The 25,011-nt window shown below is 53.0% G+C and carries 24 protein-coding genes and 5 tRNA genes; all 29 read right to left on the bottom strand.

Going from position 1 to position 25,011, the window contains the following annotated elements:
* Window positions 1-12: 12 nt before the first annotated feature.
* The gene (gene rpsC, locus CPH80_RS11990; RefSeq protein WP_096278082.1) at window positions 13-696 is read right to left on the bottom strand and encodes a 30S ribosomal protein S3; all 684 of its coding nucleotides are present in this window, start codon (window positions 694-696) and stop codon (window positions 13-15) included.
* Between the two features lie 11 nt (window positions 697-707).
* The gene (rplV, locus tag CPH80_RS11995) at window positions 708-1,040 is read right to left on the bottom strand and encodes a 50S ribosomal protein L22 (RefSeq protein WP_096278083.1); all 333 of its coding nucleotides are present in this window, start codon (window positions 1,038-1,040) and stop codon (window positions 708-710) included.
* Between the two features lie 17 nt (window positions 1,041-1,057).
* Window positions 1,058-1,333, bottom strand: coding sequence for a 30S ribosomal protein S19 (gene rpsS / locus CPH80_RS12000; RefSeq protein ID WP_096278085.1), 276 nt, complete (start codon window positions 1,331-1,333; stop codon window positions 1,058-1,060).
* A gap of 23 nt (window positions 1,334-1,356) precedes the next feature.
* Window positions 1,357-2,184, bottom strand: coding sequence for a 50S ribosomal protein L2 (gene rplB, locus CPH80_RS12005; RefSeq protein WP_096278087.1), 828 nt, complete (start codon window positions 2,182-2,184; stop codon window positions 1,357-1,359).
* 17 nt (window positions 2,185-2,201) lie between these two features.
* Window positions 2,202-2,495: a 50S ribosomal protein L23 gene (gene rplW, locus CPH80_RS12010; RefSeq protein WP_096278089.1), complete on the bottom strand. Its 294-nt coding sequence runs from the start codon at window positions 2,493-2,495 to the stop codon at window positions 2,202-2,204.
* The gene (gene rplD / locus CPH80_RS12015) at window positions 2,492-3,097 is read right to left on the bottom strand and encodes a 50S ribosomal protein L4 (protein ID WP_096278091.1); all 606 of its coding nucleotides are present in this window, start codon (window positions 3,095-3,097) and stop codon (window positions 2,492-2,494) included. The genes rplW and rplD overlap by 4 nt, the downstream gene beginning before the upstream one ends.
* Window positions 3,098-3,108: 11 nt before the next feature.
* Entirely contained in the window at window positions 3,109-3,747 is a 639-nt protein-coding gene (gene rplC / locus CPH80_RS12020) for a 50S ribosomal protein L3 (RefSeq protein WP_096278093.1), read from the bottom strand.
* 76 nt (window positions 3,748-3,823) lie between these two features.
* Window positions 3,824-4,135 (bottom strand): 30S ribosomal protein S10, encoded by a 312-nt coding sequence (rpsJ, locus tag CPH80_RS12025; protein WP_007350503.1) that lies wholly within the window; start codon window positions 4,133-4,135, stop codon window positions 3,824-3,826.
* Window positions 4,136-4,326: 191 nt separating this feature from the next.
* Window positions 4,327-5,523, bottom strand: coding sequence for an elongation factor Tu (gene tuf, locus CPH80_RS12030; protein ID WP_096278095.1), 1,197 nt, complete (start codon window positions 5,521-5,523; stop codon window positions 4,327-4,329).
* A gap of 35 nt (window positions 5,524-5,558) precedes the next feature.
* Window positions 5,559-7,664 (bottom strand): elongation factor G, encoded by a 2,106-nt coding sequence (gene fusA, locus CPH80_RS12035; protein ID WP_096278097.1) that lies wholly within the window; start codon window positions 7,662-7,664, stop codon window positions 5,559-5,561.
* A gap of 18 nt (window positions 7,665-7,682) precedes the next feature.
* Window positions 7,683-8,153, bottom strand: a complete 471-nt coding sequence (rpsG, locus tag CPH80_RS12040; RefSeq protein ID WP_096278098.1) for a 30S ribosomal protein S7 — start codon at window positions 8,151-8,153, stop codon at window positions 7,683-7,685.
* 115 nt (window positions 8,154-8,268) lie between these two features.
* A complete protein-coding gene (rpsL, locus tag CPH80_RS12045; RefSeq protein ID WP_096278100.1) occupies window positions 8,269-8,643 on the bottom strand; it encodes a 30S ribosomal protein S12 in 375 nt (124 codons plus the stop codon).
* A 162-nt stretch (window positions 8,644-8,805) separates the two neighbouring features.
* Window positions 8,806-13,020, bottom strand: coding sequence for a DNA-directed RNA polymerase subunit beta' (rpoC, locus tag CPH80_RS12050; protein ID WP_096278102.1), 4,215 nt, complete (start codon window positions 13,018-13,020; stop codon window positions 8,806-8,808).
* Window positions 13,021-13,096: 76 nt separating this feature from the next.
* Window positions 13,097-17,173 carry a DNA-directed RNA polymerase subunit beta gene (rpoB, locus tag CPH80_RS12055; protein WP_096278104.1) on the bottom strand — a complete coding sequence of 1,359 codons (4,077 nt, stop codon included), beginning with the start codon at window positions 17,171-17,173 and terminating at the stop codon, window positions 13,097-13,099.
* A gap of 242 nt (window positions 17,174-17,415) precedes the next feature.
* A complete protein-coding gene (rplL, locus tag CPH80_RS12060) occupies window positions 17,416-17,793 on the bottom strand; it encodes a 50S ribosomal protein L7/L12 (protein ID WP_096278106.1) in 378 nt (125 codons plus the stop codon).
* Between the two features lie 39 nt (window positions 17,794-17,832).
* The gene (gene rplJ, locus CPH80_RS12065; protein WP_096278108.1) at window positions 17,833-18,363 is read right to left on the bottom strand and encodes a 50S ribosomal protein L10; all 531 of its coding nucleotides are present in this window, start codon (window positions 18,361-18,363) and stop codon (window positions 17,833-17,835) included.
* Between the two features lie 233 nt (window positions 18,364-18,596).
* The gene (gene rplA, locus CPH80_RS12070; RefSeq protein ID WP_096278110.1) at window positions 18,597-19,295 is read right to left on the bottom strand and encodes a 50S ribosomal protein L1; all 699 of its coding nucleotides are present in this window, start codon (window positions 19,293-19,295) and stop codon (window positions 18,597-18,599) included.
* A 1-nt stretch (window position 19,296) separates the two neighbouring features.
* Window positions 19,297-19,728, bottom strand: a complete 432-nt coding sequence (gene rplK, locus CPH80_RS12075) for a 50S ribosomal protein L11 (RefSeq protein WP_096278112.1) — start codon at window positions 19,726-19,728, stop codon at window positions 19,297-19,299.
* A 102-nt stretch (window positions 19,729-19,830) separates the two neighbouring features.
* Window positions 19,831-20,364, bottom strand: coding sequence for a transcription termination/antitermination protein NusG (gene nusG, locus CPH80_RS12080; RefSeq protein WP_096278114.1), 534 nt, complete (start codon window positions 20,362-20,364; stop codon window positions 19,831-19,833).
* Between the two features lie 12 nt (window positions 20,365-20,376).
* Entirely contained in the window at window positions 20,377-20,745 is a 369-nt protein-coding gene (secE, locus tag CPH80_RS12085) for a preprotein translocase subunit SecE (RefSeq protein WP_096278116.1), read from the bottom strand.
* A 34-nt stretch (window positions 20,746-20,779) separates the two neighbouring features.
* Window positions 20,780-20,855, bottom strand: a tRNA-Trp gene (locus tag CPH80_RS12090).
* Window positions 20,856-20,892: 37 nt separating this feature from the next.
* Window positions 20,893-22,089: an elongation factor Tu gene (gene tuf, locus CPH80_RS12095; RefSeq protein ID WP_096278117.1), complete on the bottom strand. Its 1,197-nt coding sequence runs from the start codon at window positions 22,087-22,089 to the stop codon at window positions 20,893-20,895.
* A 51-nt stretch (window positions 22,090-22,140) separates the two neighbouring features.
* Window positions 22,141-22,216: transfer RNA gene (locus CPH80_RS12100), tRNA-Thr, on the bottom strand.
* A gap of 14 nt (window positions 22,217-22,230) precedes the next feature.
* Window positions 22,231-22,305, bottom strand: a tRNA-Gly gene (locus CPH80_RS12105).
* An 11-nt stretch (window positions 22,306-22,316) separates the two neighbouring features.
* Window positions 22,317-22,401 (bottom strand) — tRNA-Tyr (locus tag CPH80_RS12110).
* A 40-nt stretch (window positions 22,402-22,441) separates the two neighbouring features.
* Window positions 22,442-22,517 (bottom strand) — tRNA-Thr (locus tag CPH80_RS12115).
* 31 nt (window positions 22,518-22,548) lie between these two features.
* Entirely contained in the window at window positions 22,549-23,211 is a 663-nt protein-coding gene (locus CPH80_RS12120; protein ID WP_096278119.1) for a hypothetical protein, read from the bottom strand.
* Window positions 23,208-23,942, bottom strand: coding sequence for a type III pantothenate kinase (locus CPH80_RS12125; protein WP_096278121.1), 735 nt, complete (start codon window positions 23,940-23,942; stop codon window positions 23,208-23,210). Before CPH80_RS12125 ends, CPH80_RS12120 begins: the two co-directional genes overlap by 4 nt.
* Window positions 23,939-24,907: a biotin--[acetyl-CoA-carboxylase] ligase gene (locus CPH80_RS12130; protein ID WP_096278123.1), complete on the bottom strand. Its 969-nt coding sequence runs from the start codon at window positions 24,905-24,907 to the stop codon at window positions 23,939-23,941. The genes CPH80_RS12125 and CPH80_RS12130 overlap by 4 nt, the downstream gene beginning before the upstream one ends.
* Window positions 24,908-25,011 lie beyond the last annotated feature (104 nt).

Consider the following 25,011-nt stretch of genomic DNA (forward strand, 5'->3'; position numbering starts at 1 on the left):
AAGAGTGCCCCTTTACTTAGAACCTTTTTTCCCAGAGGCTTTCTTGTCAGCACGGACCTGTTCCATACCACCAAGAATCTCACCTTTGAAGATCCATACCTTGACGCCGATTACGCCGTAAGTGGTGTGCGCTTCGTAGGTTGCGTAATCAATATCTGCACGCAATGTGTGCAGCGGAACACGACCTTCGCGATACCACTCGGAACGGGCAATTTCAGCTCCCCCGAGACGACCGCCAACCTGAATCTTGATGCCTTTGGCTCCCTGGCGCATTGCGTTCTGAACCGCGCGCTTCATAGCGCGACGAAACATCACACGACGCTCCAACTGGCCGGCAACGTTTTGCGCTACCAAGCGGGCATCCAAATCCGGCTTGCGGACTTCTTCAATGTTGATGTGGACGGGCACGCCCATCATTACGCCGACTTCCCGACGCAGACGATCAACATCTTCACCCTTCTTACCGATAACTATACCGGGGCGGGCAGTATGAATCGTGATACGGGCGTTCTGAGCAGGGCGCTCGATCACAATCTTGCTGACAGACGCTTTTACAAGACGCTTGTCCAAGAATTCGCGAACCTGAATATCGTTCAACAGGTTTTTCGCGTATTCCTTTTTATCGGCATACCATACTGAGTTGTGCTCTTTGATCACACCCAGGCGAAAGCCGATCGGATTTACTTTATGACCCATCTGAGCATCTCCTACTTGTCGGCGACCTTGACGGTGATATGGCAGGTGCGCTTCATGATTCTATCAGCGCGCCCCTTGGCTCGAGCCTTGATCCGCTTGAGCGTCGGGCCTTCATCCACCATAACAGTGGAAACCCGCAGTTCGTCAACGTCCAGACCTTCGTTATGCTCAGCGTTAGCGATGGCAGACTCAAGAGCTTTCTTGAAAATCCCCGCCGCCTTCTTTGGGCTAAAAGTCAGAATGTTCAACGCCTCCTCAACAGCCTTGCCGCGGACTTGGTCGGCGACAAGACGAGCTTTCTGAGCTGAGAGGCGAGCGCCCTTATACTTGGCTGCTACTTCCATTTCTATTCCCCTCACAATCAGCGTTTAGCTTTCTTGTCGGCCGAATGGCCGCGATAAGTACGCGTTGCCGCGAACTCACCCAGTTTATGCCCGACCATGTCTTCGGTAACATAAACCGGCACGTGCTGCCTGCCGTTGTGGACTGCAATGGTCAAACCTACGAACTCTGGAAAGATCGTTGAACGACGCGACCAGGTTTTGATCGGCCGCTTATCGTTTACTTCCAGAGCTGCTTCGACCTTCTTCAACAGATGCAGGTCTATAAAAGGACCTTTCTTTAAAGAACGTGGCACAGCATTTACCTCTATGTAGTCGTTTACTTGGCTGAACGACGACGTACTATCATTTTATCAGTACGTTTGTTCTTACGAGTCTTATGCCCTTTGGTCGGAACACCCCACGGAGTAACCGGGTGACGCCCGCCAGAGGTACGCCCTTCACCACCACCATGTGGGTGGTCAACTGGGTTCATAGCAACACCACGCACTGTTGGACGCTTACCACGCCAACGTGATGCACCCGCTTTGCCAAGCCGCTTGAGACTGTGTTCACTGTTGGATACTTCACCCAACGTGGCACGGCAATCTACAAGCACCTTACGCATTTCACCTGAACGCAGGCGGATAGTCGCATACGCGCCTTCCCGAGCAACCAGCTGTACGGATGCGCCCGCAGAGCGAGCCAGCTGTGCACCTTTGCCAGGCTTGAGCTCAACGCAATGAACCACAGAACCTACTGGGATATTCCGCAGCGGCAATGTGCTTCCCACCTTAATAGGTGCGTCGATTCCTGAGCGCACAGGCTCGCCAATCTGCATGCCTTTAGGAGCGATAATGTAACGGCGCTCGCCATCGGCGTACTTAATCAGCGCGATGTGCGCAGAGCGGTTAGGATCGTATTCAATGCGCTCAATTGTCGCTGGAATACCATCCTTAATCCGCTTAAAGTCAATAATACGGTAGTGCTGCTTATGGCCACCACCAACATGACGGGTAGTAATGCGGCCAGCATTGTTACGGCCACCCGACTTGCTTTGAGATTCGACCAACGGTTCGTAAGGGCGCCCTTTGTGCAAATCCGGGTTGTAAAGCTTTACAACATGACGGCGTCCGGCAGATGTTGGTTTGGTTTTGACGATCGGCATATTACGACCCCTTTACCTTATTCCACATCCAGAAAATCGATGTCCTGACCTTCAGCCAGCTTTACGTAAGCCTTACGAATGTCATTACGCTTGCCGAACCCGCGGGCGGTACGTTTGAGCTTGCCCTTACGATTCAGAACCTGAACACCTTCTACGGTGACGTTGAACAACTGTTCAACAGCCTTTCCGATCTCCGACTTAGTCGCATCCGGGGCTACCCGGAACACTACCTGACCATGCTCGGCTACCAGAGAGGCCTTCTCCGATACGTGAGGCCCAAGAAGGACCTTATAAATACGTTCCTGATTCATCCCAGCATCTCCTCGATCTTCTTCAGAGCGGGAACAGTTACCACGACCTTCTCAAAGGCAACCAGGCTAACCGGATCCAAGCCTGCAACATCACGCACATCGACGTGAGGAACGTTGCGAGAAGCCAGATGCAAGTTCTGCTCAACACTTTCTGTCAGAATCAGGGCATTGGAAACACCCAGATCTGCCAGCTTGGAAGCAAAGGCTTTGGTCTTTGGCGTATCGATTGCGAAATCGTCAACCAAAACCAAGCGATCCTGGCGAACCAGCTCAGAGAGGATGGAGCACATCGCCGCACGGTACATCTTACGGTTAACTTTTTGCTCAAACCCACGAGGTTTTGCAGCAAAAGTTACACCACCGGCGCGCCAAATCGGGCTACGGATGGTGCCGGCGCGTGCGCGACCTGTACCCTTCTGACGCCAAGGCTTCTTACCACCACCACTGACCTCTGAACGGGACTTCTGAGCCTTGGTACCCTGACGGCCAGCTGCCATGTATGCAGTAACCACTTGGTGAACCAGCGACTCGTTAAAATCTTTGGCAAATGTAGCATCGGAAACAGAGATTCCCTTGCCACTACCTGTAATAGTCAATTCCATCGAACCGCTCCTCAGGCTTTAAGCGCAGGTTTGATGACAACATCACCGCCAGTCGCGCCAGGTACGGCACCACTAATCAGCAGGAGGTTGCGCTCGGCGTCGACACGGACAACTTTCAGGTTCTGCACGGTTACTTGTGCATTACCCATCTGGCCCGCCATCTTTTTGCCCTTGAATACCTTGCCCGGAGTCTGGTTCTGACCGATAGAACCCGGAGCACGATGCGATAGGGAGTTACCATGCGTTGCGTCTTGCATGGCGAAGTTCCAGCGCTTTACGCCGCCTTGGAACCCCTTACCCTTGGATTGACCTGTGGCATCAACAGCCTGACCATCTTCAAAAACGGTCGCAGCAATCTCGCCACCCGCGGCCAGGTCTTCACCTTCGCCGTCAGCCAAACGAAATTCCCAGACTCCACGGCCAGCTTCTACGCCAGCCTTAGCGAAATGACCTGCCTCGCCTTTGGTAACGCGGGAAGCGCGGCGCGCGCCCACAGTTACCTGAACGGCACGATAGCCATCACTCTCAAGAGTCTTGAGCTGAGTAATGCGGTTGGGCTCAACCTCAATTACTGTGACAGGCAGCGCCTGCCCATCTTCCGTAAAAATACGGGTCATACCAGCCTTACGGCCGACAACACCAATTGCCATGTTTCACCTCTATAGTGTACGGGGCTCTCACCCTCTATGGCCTTATGACAGTTACACAGATTAATACCGGGTGGTATTAACCGAGGCTAATCTGAACGTCTACACCTGCTGCCAGGTCTAGTTTCATCAAAGCATCTACTGTCTTTTCCGTCGGCTCAACTATGTCGAGCAAACGCTTATGTGTACGAATCTCATACTGGTCGCGCGCGTCTTTATTGACGTGCGGAGAAACCAGGATTGTGAACTTTTCCTTCCGCGTCGGCAGAGGGATAGGTCCACGCACTTGAGCGCCGGTCCGCTTAGCGGTATCGACAATCTCCTGCGTCGACTGGTCGATAAGACGATAATCAAACGCCTTCAACCTGATTCGAATCTTTTGGCTTTGCATGATGCACCAAACTCCACTCGTAGCAGCTACTAACTAGTTAGCCGGCCTTCAAAAAAAGGAGCCGCATTGTATGCATAATACCCAACCCTGTCAACAAACATAGTTCCTGACTGGATCGGGAGAAGCGGTTGCGACTGAAACGGAAGAGGGGGCTGACCAAGCCAGCCCCTCTTCCTGATGCAACGAGAAAATTACTCGAGGATCTTTGCGACTACGCCGGCACCAACGGTACGACCGCCTTCGCGAATCGCGAAGCGCAGGCCATCTTCCATGGCGATCGGAGCAATCAACGTCACTTCCATCTTCACGTTATCACCAGGCATAACCATTTCCACGCCTTCCGGCAGTTCACAGGAACCAGTTACGTCGGTTGTACGGAAGTAGAACTGCGGGCGATAACCCTTGAAGAACGGGGTATGACGACCACCCTCATCCTTGCCCAGTACGTACACTTCACACTCAAACTTGGTGTGCGGCTTGATGCTGCCTGGCTTACACAGAACCTGACCACGCTCAACGTCGTCACGCTTAGTGCCGCGCAGCAGTACACCTACGTTCTCACCCGCACGACCTTCGTCGAGCAGCTTACGGAACATCTCAACGCCGGTGCAGACTGTCTTGACGGTATCCTTGAGACCAACAATCTCAACTTCCCCACCCACCTTGACGATGCCGCGCTCTACACGACCGGTCACAACCGTACCACGACCGGAAATAGAGAACACATCTTCAATCGGCAGCAGGAACGGAAGATTGATCGCACGCTCTGGCTCAGGGATGTACGAATCCAGGGCTTCTACCAGCTTCTTAACAGCGGTAGTACCCATTTCGTTGTCGTCTTTACCTTGCAGCGCCATTAGGGCTGAACCGGTGATGATCGGAGTGTCGTCACCCGGGAAGTCGTATGCGGCCAATAGCTCGCGAACTTCCATCTCTACCAGCTCTAGGAGCTCCTCATCGTCTACCATGTCCGCTTTGTTCAGGAACACAACGATGTAAGGAACGCCAACCTGACGCGACAGCAGGATGTGCTCACGAGTCTGCGGCATGGGGCCGTCAGCAGCGGAGCAAACCAGAATAGCACCATCCATCTGTGCCGCACCCGTGATCATGTTTTTAACATAGTCAGCGTGGCCCGGGCAGTCTACGTGTGCGTAGTGACGAGCTGGAGAATCATACTCAACGTGGGAGGTCGCGATGGTAATACCACGCGCACGCTCTTCCGGTGCGTTATCGATCGAATCGAATGCACTCGCAGAACCAGTACCCCAAACTTCGTGACATACACGAGTCAAAGCAGCGGTCAGAGTCGTCTTACCATGGTCAACGTGACCAATGGTGCCCACGTTAAGGTGCGGCTTTAAACGTTCAAATTTAGATTTAGACACAGTTACACCTCTTCCTGTTACTTAAGTCCTGGGTGTCAACCCTTTTTAATGATTGCTTCGGCAATGTTGTTTGGCGCTTCCGCGTACCGCGAAAACTCCATCGAGTAAGACGCGCGACCCTGGGTCGCAGAGCGTACGTCCGTCGCGTAACCAAACATTTCAGATAACGGAACTTCCGCGCGCACAGTCTTGCCGCTTGGGCCGTCTTCCATACCCTGAATTAGGCCACGACGTCGGTTCAAATCACCTACCACGTCACCCATATATTCTTCAGGTGTTACAACCTCGACTTTCATCATCGGCTCAAGCAGAGCCGGGCTCGCTTCCAGTGCGCCTTGCTTCATCGCCATGGAACCCGCGATTTTGAACGCCATCTCGTTGGAGTCCACATCGTGGAAGGAACCGTCGTACAAGGTTGCCTTGATGCCCAGCAGCGGATAGCCGGCCAGACAGCCGTTCTGCATCTGCTCCGAAATACCTTGCTGAACCGCCGGAATGTATTCCTTAGGAACAGCGCCACCAACGATTTCGTTCACGAAGATAAAGTTTTCACCATCTTCTTCGTCCAGCGGCAACGGATCAATCCTGACTTTAACGTGACCATACTGCCCACGGCCACCCGACTGACGAACAAATTTGCCTTCGACGTCTACCGACTTACGAATACATTCGCGGTATGCAACCTGAGGCTTACCGATGTTTGCCTCAACCTTGAATTCCCGGCGCATACGATCGACCAGGATATCCAAGTGCAGCTCGCCCATACCAGAAATGATCGTCTGGCCGGTTTCCTCGTCGGAGCGAACACGGAATGACGGATCTTCCTGAGCGAGTTTGCCCAGCGCAACACCCATCTTTTCCTGATCCGCCTTGGATTTGGGCTCAACCGCGACCGAAATAACCGGCTCGGGGAACTCCATACGCTCAAGGATGATCTTATGGTTTTCATCGCACAAGGTGTCACCGGTAGTGACGTTCTTCAAACCGATTGCCGCCGCAATGTCGCCCGCGAGAACTTCTTTAATCTCTTCCCGGTCGTTGGCGTGCATCTGAACCATACGGCCCACACGCTCTTTCTTCCCCTTGACCGAGTTATAAACTGCGTTACCCGACTCCAGCGTGCCAGAATAAACGCGGAAGAACGTCAATGTTCCTACAAACGGATCGGTAGCAATCTTGAACGCCAGCGCCGCGAACGGAGCCTTATCATCAACCGGACGAGTCTCTTCCGTGCCGTCTTCGTCCACTTCACCACGAATGGCCTTTACTTCATCCGGAGCTGGCAAATATTCAATAACGGCATCTAGAACTGCCTGAACGCCCTTATTCTTGAACGCGGAACCGCAGCATGCCAGAACAATCTCATTAGCAATGGTGCGCGAGCGCAGGCCCTTCTTGATCTCTTCGAGGGTGAGCTCACCTTCGTCGAGATACTTCATCGTGTACTCATCATTGGCTTCGGCCGCAGCTTCTACCAGGCGCTCGCGATACTTAGCGACTTCATCTGCCATGTCTTCAGGAATGTCACCCAACTCGTAGGTCATACCCTGGTCATCGCCGTTCCAGTAGATCGCCTTCATGCGAAGAAGATCGACAACACCGTTGAAGTTCTCTTCAGATCCGATCGGTAATTGCAACGGAACCGGGGCAGAACCCAAGCGGGTCTTGATCTGCTCAACTACACGCAGAAAATCAGCGCCGGCACGATCCATCTTGTTGACGAACACGATGCGCGGAACTTCGTACTTATTGGCCTGCCGCCATACGGTTTCAGACTGCGGCTCAACGCCGGAGGAACCGCAAAACACAACCACAGCGCCGTCAAGCACCCGCAAGGAACGCTCAACTTCGATAGTGAAGTCTACGTGACCCGGGGTATCGATAACGTTGATACGATGCTCATCGAACTGTTTGTCCATACCCTGCCAGAAGGTAGTAACAGCAGCAGAGGTAATGGTAATACCACGCTCCTGCTCCTGCTCCATCCAGTCAGTGGTAGACGCGCCATCATGGGTCTCACCCATTTTATGGCTACGACCAGTGTAATAAAGAATCCGTTCGGTCGTGGTGGTTTTGCCCGCATCCACGTGTGCAACGATACCAATGTTTCTGTAACGTCTAATGGGAGTTTTACGTGCCACTGTATAAACCTCGACTGTTTAGAAACGGAAGTGAGAGAACGCCTTGTTGGCTTCTGCCATGCGGTGTACGTCTTCACGCTTCTTAACAGCGGCACCCTTGCTGTCAGCGGCATCAAGAATTTCACCGGCTAGTCGCTGCGCCATGGATTTCTCGCCGCGCTTCCGTGAAAAATCTACGAGCCAGCGCATAGCTAGCGCGTTCTGACGGGAAGGCCGTACTTCTACAGGCACCTGGTAAGTAGCACCACCAACGCGACGGGACTTAACCTCGACCGTAGGCTGGATGTTCTCCAGGGCCTTCTCGAACAAGTCGAGCGGCTCTTCTTTAGACTTTCCGGCAACAATAGTCAGAGCACCGTAAACAATACGCTCTGCAACCGCTTTCTTACCGCTTTCCATCACGTGGTTGATGAACTTGGCAAGACGCGCACTACCGAATTTAGGATCCGGGATAATATCCCGCTTAGCTGCAACTCTTCTTCTAGGCATCGATAAGCCCTTATGTAATTAAAAGGTCTTCAGGAACCCCCGAGATAGCCAATGGCTACTCGGCCTTACTCTTACCGTTCAGACAAGCAACGATAAAAGACACCCTCTTGGGATATCAGGATTTGGGACGTTTTGCACCGTACTTGGAGCGACCCTGCCTACGGTTCTGTACACCTTGGGTGTCCAGTGTTCCGCGAACAGTGTGATAGCGCACACCCGGAAGGTCTTTTACTCGACCACCACGGATAAGCACAACACTGTGCTCCTGAAGGTTGTGACCTTCACCACCAATGTATGAGGAAACCTCGAAGCCGTTGGTCAGACGAACACGGCATACTTTACGTAGTGCTGAGTTCGGCTTCTTCGGCGTTGTAGTGTAAACACGAGTGCATACACCACGGCGCTGAGGACAAGCCTGAAGAGCAGGAACATCACTCTTGGCTACCTTGCGTTTACGAGGCTTACGCACCAACTGATTAATCGTTGCCATGTAAGCTAACTCCAAAAAACCATATCAATGAAACTTACCCCCAACGAAGGGGGTAAAATTTAAGGGACGCAAGTTTAAGCCGACGCCCCCGGACAGTCAAGATGACTGATCTCTTTTTAACCAACTCCGCGTAAGTATCTACACGGAGATGACACGTCCAGCTCAAATTCCGCGGTTGAGCTCGGCACTCAGAGCTTCTTCAACGTCAGCCGCAGTTACACCCTGAGCTTCGAGTTCGCGCTTGCGTCGACGCTCGGCGTGATAAGCCAAACCGGTTCCCGCAGGAATCAGACGACCAACCACAACGTTTTCTTTCAGACCTCGCAAGTAGTCACGCTTACCTGTGACCGCACCTTCAGTGAGTACGCGAGTTGTTTCCTGGAACGAAGCCGCTGAGATGAACGACTCGGTCGCCAAGGAAGCCTTGGTAATGCCCAACAACAAACGCTCGAACCGTGCCGGCTCTTTGTCGGCAGTATCCGCCGCTTCGTTGGCTTCCAGTACCCTGTTGATTTGAACAGAATCGCCGGAAATCATCTGGGTGTCACCAGGATCGGTAATTTCTACCTTGCGCAGCATCTGACGCACAATCACTTCAATGTGCTTGTCGTTGATCACTACGCCCTGCAAGCGGTAAACGTCCTGGATTTCGTTGGTAATGTACTTCGCCAACGCCACCACGCCCAGCAGACGAAGAATGTCGTGCGGGTTGGACGGACCATCGGAAACCACCTCGCCCTTTTCAACGGTTTCGCCTTCAAATACCGTCATCTGGCGATGCTTGGGAATCAGAACCTCATAAGGGTCTGCATCTCTCGGTGTGATGACCAAGCGCTTCTTGCCCTTGGTTTCCTTTCCGAAAGAAATCATGCCACTGATCTCAGCAAGAATGGACGACTCTTTCGGTCGACGCGCTTCGAACAGATCGGCAACCCTTGGCAGACCACCGGTGATGTCACGGGTTTTAGAGCTCGCCTGAGGAATACGGGCAACCACATCACCCAACTCGATACGAGCGCCATCAGCCATCGTCACCAGGGCGTTTGCCGGCATGAAGAAGATCGCCGCACCACCACCAGGCAGATCGACGTCATTACCTGATTCGTCAATCATCTGGATTGCAGGGCGAATGTCCTTACCCGCCGCCGGACGTTCCTTCGGATCGATGATTTCCATGGTCGACAGGCCAGTGAGCTCGTCGGTCTGGGTACGTACGGTAATGCCCTGATCCATATTAACGAACTTGGCTGTACCTTCGGCTTCCGCGATGATCGGGTGAGTGTGTGGATCCCACTTGGCGACCGCTACGCCCGCTTCAACATTATCGCCATGCTTCACAGAAAGCACCGCACCATAGGGCAGCTTGTACCATTCGCGCTCACGTCCCTGATCATCGGCGATTGCCAGAGCAGAGGAGCGGGAAATTACAACCAGAGAACCGTTCGACTTCACAAGCGACTTCAGGTTGTGCAGGCGCACGGTGCCACCGTGCTTGACTTGAATGTTATCTACCGCAGACGCCCGGCTCGCAGCACCACCTATGTGGAACGTACGCATGGTAAGCTGGGTTCCCGGCTCACCAATGGACTGGGCAGCGATGACACCCACTGCTTCACCAACGTTCACACGATGGCCACGAGCTAGATCGCGACCATAACACTTGGAGCAGATGCCGTGACGAGTCTCACAGGTGATCGCTGAGCGCACCCAAATCTCGTCGACGCCAGCACCTTCCAGCGTCTCAATCGCTTTCTCATCCAGCAGCGTGCCAGAAGGAACCACGGCATTATCTTTGTCTACGGGAGTAAATGCATCCCGGGCCGTAACACGACCCAGCACACGAGCGCCCAGAGCCACTACCACGTCGCCGCCTTCGATATGCGGCGTCATCAGCAGACCTTCTTCGGTACCGCAGTCCTCCTCGGTAACAACAAGATCCTGGGACACGTCTACTAGACGGCGCGTCAGGTAACCGGAGTTAGCAGTTTTCAGTGCGGTATCAGCCAGACCCTTACGGGCACCGTGAGTCGAGATAAAGTACTGAAGTACGTTCAGACCTTCACGGAAGTTGGCAGTGATCGGCGTCTCGATGATTGAGCCATCTGGCTTAGCCATCAAACCACGCATCCCAGCCAGCTGACGTATCTGCGCTGCAGAACCTCGAGCACCGGAATCGGCCATCATGTATACAGAGTTGAACGACTCCTGCATCACATCCTCGCCATCTTCACCTTTGACCGGCTTGCCGTCGGCACCGATGACTTTTTCCTTCGACAGGCGCTCCATCATGGCCTTGGAGACCTTGTCGTTGGCCCGCGACCATATATCGATAACCTTGTTGTACTTCTCGCCTTGGGTTAGCAAGCCCGACGCGTACTGGGATTCAATATCTTTTACTTCCTGCGTAGCAGCATCCACCAGCTCGTATTTCTCCGGAGGAATCTCAAAGTCGTTAAAGCCGATCGAGATACCGGAGACCGTGGCATAGTGATAGCCCATATACATGAGCTGATCTGCAAAGATAACTGTTTCTTTAAGACCTGCGTCACGATAGCAAGTATTGATAAGGTTCGAGATTGCTTTCTTGACCATTGGCTTGTTGACCAGGTCATAAGAAAGGCCATCCGGCACAATATCAAACAGCAGCGCACGGCCGACCGTAGTGTCCACGATCTTATATTCTTCGGTGCGCTCGCCACTTTCAAGAATGGCAACTTCCTTCACGCGCACCTTAACGATTGCCTGCAGGTCTACCTGGCCGGCACCGTATGCACGGTGAGCCTCTTTGACGTCGGCAAATATCATGCCCTCACCGAGCGCGTTCTTGCGCTCACGCGTCATGTAATAGAGGCCAAGTACAACGTCCTGGGACGGCACGATGATCGGCTCACCGTTGGCAGGCGACAGAATGTTGTTGGTCGACATCATCAACGCACGCGCTTCGAGCTGGGCTTCCAGGGTCAGCGGTACGTGTACCGCCATCTGGTCACCGTCGAAGTCGGCGTTGTAGGCTGCACACACCAGCGGGTGCAGCTGAATGGCTTTGCCTTCAATCAGTACCGGCTCGAACGCCTGAATGCCCAAGCGGTGCAGAGTCGGTGCGCGGTTAAGCATGATGGGGTGCTGGCGAATCACTTCATCCAGAATGTCCCAAACAACACCTTCTTCACGCTCAACCATCTTCTTGGCGGCTTTAATGGTCGTCGCCAGACCACGGTGCTCAAGCTTGGAGAAGATGAACGGCTTGAACAGCTCAAGCGCCATTTTCTTGGGCAGTCCGCACTGGTGCAGGCGCAGATAGGGCCCAACAACAATTACGGAGCGGCCGGAATAGTCGACCCGCTTACCCAGCAGGTTCTGACGGAAACGACCCTGCTTACCTTTGATCATGTCTGCCAAGGACTTCAGCGGGCGCTTGTTGGTGCCAGTAATGGCACGGCCGCGACGACCGTTATCCAGCAGAGCGTCTACCGCTTCCTGCAGCATACGCTTTTCGTTGCGCACGATGATGTCAGGAGCGTTCAACTCAAGCAGACGCTTAAGACGGTTGTTCCGATTGATCACCCGGCGATAAAGATCGTTGAGATCCGATGTCGCAAACCGACCACCGTCCAGCGGAACCAGCGGACGCAGATCCGGCGGCAGAACCGGCAGCACGGTCATCACCATGTCGCCTGGCTTATTGCCGGAGTACAGGAAGGCCTCAAGTATCTTCAGACGCTTGCTGAACTTCTTGATCTTGGTCTCGGAGTTCGTCTGAGGGATTTCTTCCCGCAGCAGGTCAACTTGCTCCTGCAGATCGATACCTTCGAGTAGCTCCTTTACGGCTTCTGCACCCATGCGGGCATCGAATTCGTCGCCAAACTCTTCCAGAGCTTCGAAGTACTGCTCATCGTTCAGCAACTGGCCGCGCTCGAGCGTCGTCATACCCGGGTCAATCACAATGAATGACTCAAAGTAGAGCACGCGCTCGATATCACGCAGCGTCATATCCAGCATCAGACCGATACGGGACGGCAGTGATTTTAGGAACCATATATGAGCGACCGGACTGGCCAGCTCAATATGCCCCATGCGATCACGACGAACGCTTGCCAGTGCAACTTCAACACCACATTTTTCGCAGATAACACCGCGATGCTTGAGGCGCTTGTACTTGCCACACAGGCACTCGTAGTCCTTAATTGGGCCGAAAATCTTGGCGCAGAAAAGACCGTCACGCTCTGGTTTGAACGTACGGTAGTTAATAGTCTCAGGCTTCTTAACTTCACCAAAGGACCAGGAACGGATCATTTCAGGTGATGCCAGACCGATACGGATGGCATCAAATTCCTTGCTTTGGTTCTGGCTCTTGAGAAGATTCAGCAAATCTTTCATCAGTAAAAGCTCCGGATGGCGTTAATCTCGGGCGGGCACACCAGGTGCCCGCTCACGCTGCCAAAAACAATTCGGCTCACTCAGATTCCAGCTCGATGTCGATACCCAGCGAACGAATCTCCTTGACAAGAACGTTGAAGGATTCCGGCATGCCGGGCTCCATACGATGATCACCATCGACGATGTTCTTGTACATCTTAGTCCGACCGTTCACGTCATCAGACTTAACGGTGAGCATTTCCTGCAGCGTATACGCTGCGCCGTAAGCCTCAAGGGCCCACACTTCCATCTCACCGAAGCGCTGACCACCGAACTGCGCCTTACCACCCAGCGGCTGCTGAGTAACCAGGCTGTAGGAACCGGTTGAACGGGCGTGCATCTTATCGTCGATCAAGTGGTTGAGCTTGAGGATATACATATACCCTACAGTCACCGGGCGATCGAACGAATTACCTGTTCGCCCATCGTACAACATGGTCTGACCTGTTGTGCTCAGGCCTGCAAGTTCAAGCATATGCTTGACCTCGGCTTCCTCAGCGCCGTCAAACACTGGCGTGGCCATGGGAACACCACTGCGCAGGTTATGAGACATTTCGAGGATTTCCTTGTCATTCAGGGAATCCAAATCCACTTTGAAGACTTCATCAGAGTGGTTGTAGATCTCATCTAGCAACTTACGCAGTTCGGAAACCTTGCGCTGCTCATCCAGCATTTTGCTGATGCGCTCGCCCAAGCCTTTCGCCGCAGCGCCCAGATGGGTCTCAAGAACCTGACCTACGTTCATCCGCGAAGGAACACCCAGCGGGTTCAGAACGATATCAACGGTGTTGCCGAACTCATCGTAAGGCATATCTTCGATCGGCATCACCGCCGAGATAACACCCTTGTTACCGTGCCGGCCGGCCATCTTGTCACCAGGCTGGATACGACGTTTGATCGCAAGGTAAACCTTAACGATTTTCAAAACGCCCGGAGCAAGGTCATCGCCCTGCTGAAGCTTGCGTTTTTTGTCATCAAAGCGCGCGTCGTGCTCTTTCTTGCGCTCCTCAAGACCCTGCTCGGATTTCTCCAGCAACTCATTGAGGCTCTCGTCCTTCATGCGGAGCTTGAACCAATCGGAACGCGGCAGCTCGACAAGATAGCCTTCCTCGAGGCTAGCGCCTTTTTTCAGGCCCGGGGCACTGATTACAGACTGCTCCTTCAGCGCATTCAGCAGGCGCTCAAACGTTGCGCCTTCGACGATGCGATATTCGTCTTTCAGATCCTTGCGGTACTGATTTAGCTGCTCTTTCTCAATAGCTTTCGCACGAGGATCCTTCTCGATACCATCACGGGTAAAGACTTGTACATCTATAATGGTACCGCGAGTGCCTGTCGGCACACGGGAGGAGGTGTCTTTCACATCAGACGCCTTCTCACCAAAGATGGCTCTCAACAGCTTCTCCTCCGGAGTCAGCTGGGTTTCACCTTTCGGTGTCACCTTGCCTACCAGAATATCGCCAGCGCCTACCTCTGCACCTATATAAACAATACCGGACTCATCCAGCTTGGCCAGCGCGCTTTCACCCACGTTTGGAATGTCCGCGGTGATCTCTTCGCTACCCAACTTTGTATCACGAGCCACACAGGTCAATTCCTGAATGTGGATGGTGGTCAGGCGATCTTCCTGAACCACTTTCTCGGAGATAAGTATGGAATCCTCAAAGTTGTAACCGTTCCAGGGCATGAATGCGATACGCATATTCTGACCCAGAGCCAGCTCACCGAGATCTACAGAGGGCCCATCTGCAAGCACATCACCGCGGGCAATCTCGTCACCCTGACGAACGATCGAGCGCTGATTGATACAGGTGTTCTGGTTCGAACGGGTGTATTTGGTGAGGTTATAGATATCCACACCAGCATCGCCTGCCTCGGTTTCCTCATGATTAACGCGAACAACAATACGGGCAGCATCAACGCTTTCAATCGCACCGCCACGGCGGGCGGTCACACAAACGCCGGAATCCTGCGCCACTGTGCGCTCAACACCTGTACCAACCAGTGGCACCTGCGCACGCAATGTTGGAACCGCCTGACGCTGCATGTTTGCGCCCATCAGGGCCCTGTTAGCATCGTCGTGCTCAAGGAACGGAATCAATGAGGCAGCAACAGATACAACTTGGCGCGGCGACACATCCATGAAGTTAACACTTTCAGGAGGCATGACCGTTGTTTCGTTCTGATGACGTACCGTGACCAACTCGTCCATCAGACGCTTGCCGTCATCCATAGCCGCACTGGCCTGAGCGATAACGTAGTTGCTCTCTTCGATCGCTGACAAATAAACCAGCTCATCGGTTACCAGGCCACCCTCTACTTTTCTGTACGGGCTTTCTAGGAAGCCGTAAGAATTGGCACGCGCGTAGGTAGCCAGCGAGTTAATAAGACCAATGTTCGGACCTTCGGGTGTCTCGATCGGACACACACGACCATAGTGCGTCGGATGCACGTCCCGAACTTCAAACCCGGCGCGTTCACGAGTCAGGCCACCTGGCCCAAGAGCTGAAATACGACGCTTGTGGGTCACTTCAGACAGTGGGTTGTTCTGATCCATAAACTGAGACAGCTGACTGGATCCGAAGAATTCCTTGACCGCTGCTGCAACAGGCTTTGCGTTGATCAGATCCTGAGGCATCAGACCTTCACTCTCTGCCAGACTCAAGCGCTCACGAACAGCCCGCTCGACACGAACCAGACCCACACGGAACTGATTCTCAGCCATTTCGCCCACGCAACGCACACGGCGGTTACCCAGGTTATCGATATCGTCTACGCTACCCTGTCCGTTACGGATATCGATCAGGGTCTTGAGGACATCGATTATGTCTTCGTGAGTCAACGTGCCCTCACCAGTACTCTCTTCCCGACGCAGACGACGGTTGAGCTTCATCCGACCTACAGCAGACAGGTCGTAGCGCTCCTCAGAGAAGAACAAGTTTTTAAACAAGTTCTCGGCCGAATCCTTAGTGGGCGGCTCCCCCGGGCGCATCATGCGATAGATCTCTACCAGAGCTTCCAGCGGGCTGCGGGTCGGGTCGATACGTAAAGTATCGGACATGAACGGACCGCAATCCAAGTCGTTAGTATAAAGAGTCTCAATGTCTGTTACGCCAGCATCCAGAATCTTGGTAACAACCTCGTCGGTGAGTTCAGTATTACACTCAACCAGAACTTCACCGCTAGCCTGATCCACCATATCTTTAGCCAGAACACGGCCGTACAGATATTCGGTGGGAACCTCGAGCTCGTCGATGCCCGCTTTTTCAAGCTGCTTGATATGCCGAGCTGTGATCCGACGGCCTTCTTCAACGATCAATTTTCCGTCGTTGTCTTTAATATCAAATGTTGCAATATCACCGCGAAGGCGGCTTGGCACCAACTCCAGTTTGCAATGCTCTGCAGCCAGAGCGAACTTGCTCGTTTCAAAGAACATCTCCAACATCTGCTCGGAGGTATATCCCAGCGCACGCAGAAGAATCGAAGCAGGCAGCTTGCGCCTGCGGTCGATACGAACAAAAACGGCGTCTTTCGCATCGAACTCGAAGTCGAGCCACGAACCACGGTAAGGAATCACCCGAGCCGAATACAACAACTTACCGGATGAATGGGTCTTACCTTTGTCATGATCAAAGAATACACCGGGAGAACGGTGGAGCTGGGAAACGATAACGCGCTCGGTACCGTTGATAACGAAGGTACCGTTCTCAGTCATCAAGGGCATTTCGCCCATGTAGACTTCTTGTTCCTTGATATCCTTGATCGCCTTGTTAGACGACTCCCTATCATAAATGATAAGGCGAGCCTTAACTCTCAGCGGCGCCGCGTATGTTACGCCCCTAAGCTGGCATTCCTTGACGTCAAATACGGGCTCACCAATACGGTAGCTCACGTACTCAAGCGCAGCATTGCCAGAGTAACTGGCAATCGGGAATACGGATTTGAATGCTGCGTGAAGACCGGTTTCTCGACGGTCTCCAGGTGCGGCTTCCATTTGCAGGAAGTCCCGGAATGAATCCAGCTGAATAGACAGCAAATAGGGAACTTCCATCACGGAAGGCAATTTACTGAAATCTTTGCGAATCCGCTTTTTTTCGGTGTAGGAGTAAGTCATCTGCATTCCCCAGCTTTAGACCTGATACCTGGTATCAAGAAGCAACCAATGTTCTGCTTCGGGGCCGAATTGCTCGGCTTATCGCGCCGTCTTAAACAAAGACTCTGGTAACCGGTTGCAGATCTAAAACCAACCTGCAAGTGCATACCAGACTCTATAGCATATACAACAGAAAAAGGCCGGTGGCACAAAGCCACCAGCCTATCTACGCTAGACGCGCAGTTTCGATCAACAGCCGACTCTTACTTAAGCTCAACAGAAGCGCCTGCTTCCTCGAGCTTCTTCTTCGCTTCTTCTGAGTCGGCTTTGCTCGCTGCTTCCTTAATAGTGGAAGGCGCGCCGTCAACCAGCTCTTTAGCTTCTTTCAGACCCAGGCCGGTCAGTTCACGAACAGCCTTGATAACGTTTACTTTCTTCTCGCCGTGTCCGGTAAGAATAACGTCAAATTCGGTCTGCTCTTCCTCAACGGCAGCAGCATCACCACCAACTGCAGGTGCAGCAGCAACGGCTGCAGCGGCAGATACGCCGAATTTCTCTTCCATTGCTTCAACAAGCGCTACAACGTCCATTACGCTCATTTCTGCGATTGCGTTCAAAATGTCTTCGTTAGACAGAGCCATGACTTTCTCCCAAAATAGTAAAAATGGTGTTCAACAGAATCAAGCAGCGTCTTGCTTCTGGTCGCGAACTGCCGCTACAGCACGGGTCACTTTCGAAGGAACTTCGTTCAGTGTCCGTGCCAGCTTGGTGATTGGTGCCTGTGTTACAACTGCCAGCATCGTCAATGCTTCGTGATGCGTTGGTAGCTTGGCAAGACGATCGATTTGCTCTGCACCCATCAGCTCACCGCCAATGGCCAGACCTTTAATCTCGAACACCTCTTTCTCTTTAGCAAAATCCTTCAGCAAGCGCGCAGCCGCTCCCGGATCTTCCATAGAGAATGCCAAAATAGTCGGGCCGACTAGGATCTCATCGATGCACTCAAACTCAGTACCACGGATAGCAATCTTCGCAAGGTTGTTACGAACAACCTGAAGATGAACATTCTCGGCACGAGCTTTGGCACGCAGAGCCGTCATGTCACCAGAGGTGACGCCACGGTAGTCAGCCAAAACCACAGACAGAGCACCACCGGCAGTCTCGTTGACTTTAGCGACGATCGCTTTCTTGTCTTCGAGTCTAATTGCCACTGGATTTCTCCTCGATTTCGCCGGGGATATCCCGGCAAACCCATCATTGCCCCGGAAACCATTTTGTATAGCTTCCTGCGGGCGCCTTAACGGTGTTTGGGTTCAGAGAGAACGTCTTCACACCGTCTGCGCAGGCGTTGCTTTAACCCTTCCAGCCAAAAGGCTTCAGGGGCCTGCGGTCTTTGACAGCCTTGGCTTCCGCCTAGACTACAAAGCAACTATCTATCAAAACGTCAGATTTCAAGACCGTTCTGATCGATAGTCAGACCAGGACCCATAGTCGAGGAAACCGTGATCTTCTTGAGATACACGCCTTTCGCCGACGATGGCCTCGCCTTTTTCAGATCCGCCACGAGAGCTTCAAGGTTTTCCTTGATGCTCTGGGCGGAGAATTCAACGTTACCCAACGGAGAGTGGATAATACCGTTTTTGTCCGTACGGTAGCGCACCTGCCCTGCCTTGGCGTTTTTGACTGCAGTCTCAACGTCAGGAGTAACGGTACCAACTTTCGGGTTAGGCATCAGGCCACGAGGGCCCAAGATCTGGCCCAGCTGACCAACAACACGCATAGCATCTGGAGTGGCGATTACCACGTCGAAATTCATGTTGCCTTTCTTAACCTCGTCAGCGAGGTCGTCCATGCCAACAATATCAGCACCGGCCGCGATTGCTTTCTCAGCGTTTGCACCCTGCGTGAATACTGCAACACGAACCGTTTTACCTGTGCCGTTTGGCAACACAGTGCTGCTGCGAACAACCTGGTCGGATTTACGTGCATCAACACCAAGATTGATTGCAACGTCTAAGGATTCCTTGAACTTTACGGTCTGACCCAGCTCAACCAGCAGCGCTACCGCCTCATCAACAGAGTAGGAACGGGTAGACTCAACCTTTTCATGAATAAGCTTTTGACGCTTGCTCAACTTCGACATGTTACACGCCCTCCACGGTGAGGCCCATGCTGCGGGCGGTTCCAGCGATGGTACGAACCGCTGCTTCCATATCGGAAGCAGTAAGATCCGGCTCTTTGGTCTTGGCGATTTCTTCAAGCTGCTCGCGAGTAACCTTGCCAACCTTGTCGGTATTCGGGCGACCAGAACCACTCTTCACACCAGCGGCCTTTTTAAGCAGAACAGGCGCAGGCGGTGTTTTAGTGATAAATGTAAAGCTGCGATCACTGTATACAGTAATTACCGTAGGTATCGGCAGGCCAGCTTCCATATCCTGGGTCTGGGCGTTGAACGCCTTACAGAATTCCATAATGTTAACGCCGCGCTGGCCCAAAGCAGGACCAACGGGGGGGCTCGGGTTGGCCTTACCGGCAGCAACCTGAAGCTTGACATATGCTTCTATCTTTTTAGCCATGATAGTACTCCTGTGGGTTCAAACGCTCTTCAGCTCCCCGTTTGCAGACACAAAAAGCCCGCAACGCCTGAGCGCGCGAGCCTTCCGGTTAAAAATTGCCTATCAGTCCTTTTCAACCTGACCAAACTCCAATTCTACCGGAGTTGAGCGGCCGAAAATCAGAACAGCAACCTTGACCCGACTCTTGTCGTAGTCGACTTCTTCTACTACGCCATTGAAATCCGCAAACGGCCCTTCAACAACGCGAACAACTTCACCTGGCTCAAACAACGTCTTGGGCTTGGGCTTATCCACACCACTTTCAACGCGGCGCAAAATCGCTTCAGCCTCGCGCTCGGTGATTGGAGCCGGCTTATCTTTGGTTCCGCCGATAAAGCCAAGTACACGCGGTGTATTCTTCACCAGGTGCCAAGTACCGTCATCCATTTCCATTTGAACAAGAACGTATCCAGGATAGAACTTGCGCTCACTCTTGCGTTTTTTCCCGTCACGCATCTCAACAACTTCTTCGGTAGGAACAAGAATGTCACCAAACCTGTCTTCCATACCTTCAAACGCGATGCGCTCTGTGAGAGTGCGCATTACTTGCTTTTCATAGCCAGAATACGCATGAACGACATACCAGCGCTTAGCCATTGCCCACTCCTGTTAACCGATAAACCCGGCGACAAGCCAACTGATTATCGAATCCATACCCCACAACAACAGGGACACAACCAGCACAAAGACCACAACAATTACAGTGGTCTGAACCAGTTCCGGCCTAGTGGGCCATACGACCTTCCGAATCTCGACGCGTGCTTCTTTTAGCAACGTCGCAAAACGACGTCCGCGTACGGTCTGCAAAGCGACAAGCGCCGCAACGATCGCGAGACCAACAAGAGCCAGAACCCGATACAGCAGAGATTCGGCGCTAAAATACTGATTACCAACAACACCTACGGCAATCAGCACAAAGACAACCAACCACTTCACTAGGTTGAACCGACTGTTTGACTGAACAGCTTTTGACTCCATGGGAATCAACTTATGTATCAGGATGTTAAAAAAATGGCAGGCCAGGAGGGAATCGAACCCCCAACCTGCGGTTTTGGAGACCGCTGCTCTGCCAATTGAGCTACTGGCCTGCACCGAAACAACTCAGTGCACTTTCTATCGAGAAAATTACTCGAGGATCTTTGCGACTACGCCGGCACCAACGGTACGACCGCCTTCGCGAATCGCGAAGCGCAGGCCATCTTCCATGGCGATCGGAGCAATCAACGTCACTTCCATCTTCACGTTATCACCAGGCATAACCATTTCCACGCCTTCCGGCAGTTCACAGGAACCAGTTACGTCGGTTGTACGGAAGTAGAACTGCGGGCGATAACCCTTGAAGAACGGGGTATGACGACCACCCTCATCCTTGCCCAGTACGTACACTTCACACTCAAACTTGGTGTGCGGCTTGATGCTGCCTGGCTTACACAGAACCTGACCACGCTCAACGTCGTCACGCTTAGTGCCGCGCAGCAGTACACCTACGTTCTCACCCGCACGACCTTCGTCGAGCAGCTTACGGAACATCTCAACGCCGGTGCAGACTGTCTTGACGGTATCCTTGAGACCAACAATCTCAACTTCCCCACCCACCTTGACGATGCCGCGCTCTACACGACCGGTCACAACCGTACCACGACCGGAAATAGAGAACACATCTTCAATCGGCAGCAGGAACGGAAGATTGATCGCACGCTCTGGCTCAGGGATGTACGAATCCAGGGCTTCTACCAGCTTCTTAACAGCGGTAGTACCCATTTCGTTGTCGTCTTTACCTTGCAGCGCCATTAGGGCTGAACCGGTGATGATCGGAGTGTCGTCACCCGGGAAGTCGTATGCGGCCAATAGCTCGCGAACTTCCATCTCTACCAGCTCTAGGAGCTCCTCATCGTCTACCATGTCCGCTTTGTTCAGGAACACAACGATGTAAGGAACGCCAACCTGACGCGACAGCAGGATGTGCTCACGAGTCTGCGGCATGGGGCCGTCAGCAGCGGAGCAAACCAGAATAGCACCATCCATCTGTGCCGCACCCGTGATCATGTTTTTAACATAGTCAGCGTGGCCCGGGCAGTCTACGTGTGCGTAGTGACGAGCTGGAGAATCATACTCAACGTGGGAGGTCGCGATGGTAATACCACGCGCACGCTCTTCCGGTGCGTTATCGATCGAATCGAATGCACTCGCAGAACCAGTACCCCAAACTTCGTGACATACACGAGTCAAAGCAGCGGTCAGAGTCGTCTTACCATGGTCAACGTGACCAATAGTGCCCACATTAAGGTGCGGCTTAATACGTTCAAATTTAGACTTAGACATTCGACCAATCTCCCTAACCAACCTGGATCGTAACGTTGACCGGATAAATAGTGGAGCTCATGACCGGAGTTGAACCGGTGACCTCATCCTTACCAAGGATGTGCTCTACCGACTGAGCTACATGAGCATTGCATATAAAATTGGAGCGGGCAGCGGGAATCGAACCCGCGTCATCAGCTTGGAAGGCTGAGGTAATAGCCACTATACGATGCCCGCGAGCAATTAAGTGGTGGAGGGGGCAGGATTCGAACCTGCGAAGCTTTCGCGTCAGATTTACAGTCTGATCCCTTTGGCCAACTCGGGAACCCCTCCGAGTTAGGCGCGCTCTCACGCACCCGTTACTACAAAAAAGTGGAGCTGGCGGACGGAATCGAACCCCCGACCTGCTGATTACAAGTCAGCTGCTCTACCAACTGAGCTACGCCAGCTCACAATCGCCTCTTCAGCGAGGGCGGTATACTACGGATTTTTTACTGACGTTGCAACACCTTCGCAGGTGTTGATTTCGACGAAGTCGAATTCATTGCCATAATCCGCCTCAGCCGCCTGAATTTGCTTTTCAACAAATTCCGAGCTCACTTCAAAAGACAGCGCGTAGCTTATCTGATTTCGGGGGAAGTTGGCCAGTATTGCATTGAGATTCTGATGTTTTTTTTCCTCTAGCACGGAAATTGCCGCCTCCCGGGACTCAAACAGGCCGAGGGAGATGGCATTGCGGTTACTACCCTGGGTAACTAAGTACGAATCAACCCCCTGCTTGCGAAGCTTTCTTGACTGGGCCAAGGCGATCTTTTCCGGTTGGGGAGGAATGATTACCCAGTGCAACGGCGAACGCTCCCTCTCCGTCTCGACAACCTGGTAATGCAGATATTCCAGCGAACGCTCCTTTTTAGCGATGGCTTCGGCATCACCTACTGTGGCAAACCAGCCAACCATGACGCATTTACGCGCTTCTGACGCCCCCGGTACGGTGAGAGGATCCGAATAGACAACCCTTAATTCCGCCACCCTTGGCAAAGTGCCGGTCGCCATGCTGCTAGCCGAGCTGTATTCAGGAAAGCTATTCAAACCGTACCAAACAAAGACGTTAAGCAGCATCAGCATCAAGGCCAAGCGCTTCATATCCCAAACACTTCGTTATCGATGCACCCTAGCCCATCTAACACCAGTGCGGGGTGATGACTTCCATCCATACCAAGCGCCAAAAGCCGTAGCGCATCACCCCCAGTAATCAGCGCCTCAGCAAGACCAAGCTCCGCCATATCCTTTCTGACACGCGCAATCATGGCCAAAGACAGCCAAGACAGCCCGTGATTTACGCACTCCGCCGTATTCTTTCCCGGCTGCGCCGATACAACATGATTTTTCTCAAACGTAATTCGGGCTGCATCTGTCTTCAGACTCTTCAGCATCATTTTAAACCCGGGAAGAATATACCCCCCTAAGTGCTGACCTGCATGACTCACATAGTCCACTGTAATAGCACTACCTGCATCGATAACTGCGCAACCGCCTCTATGCAATGCCCAAGCACCGTACATACCATGCCAACGGTCAGCCCCCATGGCTTGCGGATCAGCATAGGAGTTCTGAAGCCCGAAACGCTCCGCTTCCGCCCAGTAAAAGCACACCGAACCTGGGACTTTTCGCTCCAGATAAGACAAAAGCTTTAGCCGGATGTCCTCACGGATTACCGTCGACACGCCTACACGGGAAATCGAGCCGAGATAGTCAGCAATTTCCCCCAAAGGATCCTCGCTATCTAGCGCGGACCAACCTTCATCAATAACGATTCCGGCTTGCTCCAGTCGCCACTTCATCCGAGTATTTCCCGCGTCTATCAACAGCCTCATGGGGCCACCACCCGCAAACTAACCTCTCCCGCGCGGATGGCAACAAGGCCAGCCTCCGTCTCGACCAAATAGTTTCCGTGCCCATCGATACCACGGCCGACACCAGCAACCTCGCCTTCTCGGGCGACAATATGTTGCCCCTTGAATAGATCGCGCGCTTGCCAAGACTCGCGAAAGGCTCCGAAACCCTTTTCAGCAAAGGTTTCGGCACTTTCAAACAGTGCGTTAATGAGAACGGATGCTACCTCGTTCCGTGACCAACTGTTTTCCGGGGAGTACCGGGCGAGACTAGACCAGGGTTGATCCACATCATCAGCACGACTCATGTGGATGTTGATACCAATACCCGCCACAACTTGAACAACTCCCTCCTGCAGCTCACCCTGAAGTTCCACTAGAACGCCTCCCAGCTTACCGCCAGGCAGAAAAATATCATTAGGCCACTTAAGACAGACACCCGGCACGCCTAGCTTCTCTAGCGTCTCAGCGACGGCGACGCCAAGCACAAGACTAAGTCCGTCAAGAACGGAAAAGCCGCCATGAAACGTCAGACCAGCACTTAGATAAAGGTTCTCACCTCGAGGGCTGCGCCATGTTCGGCCGCGGCGCCCCCTACCCAGCGTTTGACCATCTGCGATCGCGACTGGCGCATCTTTGGCGCCTAAGGCTACCTGCCTGAAAATCTCTGCGTTTGTGGAGTCCACTTCATCAAGAACGGTCAGAGAAACCCGACCACGAACCACTTCGGTGAGCCCGCCCAGAATGACGTCTGCGTCAAGCAGATCTACGAGCGTGATTAGTTTGTAACCGCGCCCACGAACCGTCTCGATCTCGAGACCCGTATCAATCGCGCGACGCACCTGCTTCCAAACCGCGGTACGGCTTACGCCAAGCTCCCCGGCCAGACGTTCACCGGAATGAACCCGCCCATCACTGAGTAGCTTTACAAGTGCCTTTGATCTCATTAAATACCATCCGGCCAGAAGAATGAGTAAAGCGGGAATTAAACACTAGGAAGGACAAAAAGACAAAACGAAAAAACCCCCAACGGCGAGCCGCTGGGGGTTTT

The organism is Marinobacter sp. LV10R510-11A (assembly GCF_900215155.1).
Taxonomy (GTDB): domain Bacteria; phylum Pseudomonadota; class Gammaproteobacteria; order Pseudomonadales; family Oleiphilaceae; genus Marinobacter.

What these genes read in the sequence shown, in the direction of transcription:
- rpsG (WP_096278098.1), bottom strand. Translation starts at nt 8,153, where the DNA reads ATGCCTAGAAGAAGAGTTGCAGCTAAGCGGGATATTATCCCGGATCCT.
- tuf (WP_096278117.1), bottom strand. Translation starts at nt 22,089, where the DNA reads ATGTCTAAGTCTAAATTTGAACGTATTAAGCCGCACCTTAATGTGGGC.
- rplK (WP_096278112.1), bottom strand. Translation starts at nt 19,728, where the DNA reads ATGGCTAAAAAGATAGAAGCATATGTCAAGCTTCAGGTTGCTGCCGGT.
- rpsJ (WP_007350503.1), bottom strand. Translation starts at nt 4,135, where the DNA reads ATGCAAAGCCAAAAGATTCGAATCAGGTTGAAGGCGTTTGATTATCGT.
- secE (WP_096278116.1), bottom strand. Translation starts at nt 20,745, where the DNA reads ATGGAGTCAAAAGCTGTTCAGTCAAACAGTCGGTTCAACCTAGTGAAG.
- CPH80_RS12125 (WP_096278121.1), bottom strand. Translation starts at nt 23,942, where the DNA reads ATGAGGCTGTTGATAGACGCGGGAAATACTCGGATGAAGTGGCGACTG.
- rplV (WP_096278083.1), bottom strand. Translation starts at nt 1,040, where the DNA reads ATGGAAGTAGCAGCCAAGTATAAGGGCGCTCGCCTCTCAGCTCAGAAA.
- rplC (WP_096278093.1), bottom strand. Translation starts at nt 3,747, where the DNA reads ATGGCAATTGGTGTTGTCGGCCGTAAGGCTGGTATGACCCGTATTTTT.
- rpoB (WP_096278104.1), bottom strand. Translation starts at nt 17,173, where the DNA reads ATGACTTACTCCTACACCGAAAAAAAGCGGATTCGCAAAGATTTCAGT.
- rplA (WP_096278110.1), bottom strand. Translation starts at nt 19,295, where the DNA reads ATGTCGAAGTTGAGCAAGCGTCAAAAGCTTATTCATGAAAAGGTTGAG.
- rplL (WP_096278106.1), bottom strand. Translation starts at nt 17,793, where the DNA reads ATGGCTCTGTCTAACGAAGACATTTTGAACGCAATCGCAGAAATGAGC.
- rpsC (WP_096278082.1), bottom strand. Translation starts at nt 696, where the DNA reads ATGGGTCATAAAGTAAATCCGATCGGCTTTCGCCTGGGTGTGATCAAA.
- rplB (WP_096278087.1), bottom strand. Translation starts at nt 2,184, where the DNA reads ATGCCGATCGTCAAAACCAAACCAACATCTGCCGGACGCCGTCATGTT.
- CPH80_RS12130 (WP_096278123.1), bottom strand. Translation starts at nt 24,907, where the DNA reads ATGAGATCAAAGGCACTTGTAAAGCTACTCAGTGATGGGCGGGTTCAT.
- rplD (WP_096278091.1), bottom strand. Translation starts at nt 3,097, where the DNA reads ATGGAATTGACTATTACAGGTAGTGGCAAGGGAATCTCTGTTTCCGAT.
- rpoC (WP_096278102.1), bottom strand. Translation starts at nt 13,020, where the DNA reads ATGAAAGATTTGCTGAATCTTCTCAAGAGCCAGAACCAAAGCAAGGAA.
- rplW (WP_096278089.1), bottom strand. Translation starts at nt 2,495, where the DNA reads ATGAATCAGGAACGTATTTATAAGGTCCTTCTTGGGCCTCACGTATCG.
- rpsL (WP_096278100.1), bottom strand. Translation starts at nt 8,643, where the DNA reads ATGGCAACGATTAATCAGTTGGTGCGTAAGCCTCGTAAACGCAAGGTA.
- CPH80_RS12120 (WP_096278119.1), bottom strand. Translation starts at nt 23,211, where the DNA reads ATGAAGCGCTTGGCCTTGATGCTGATGCTGCTTAACGTCTTTGTTTGG.
- nusG (WP_096278114.1), bottom strand. Translation starts at nt 20,364, where the DNA reads ATGGCTAAGCGCTGGTATGTCGTTCATGCGTATTCTGGCTATGAAAAG.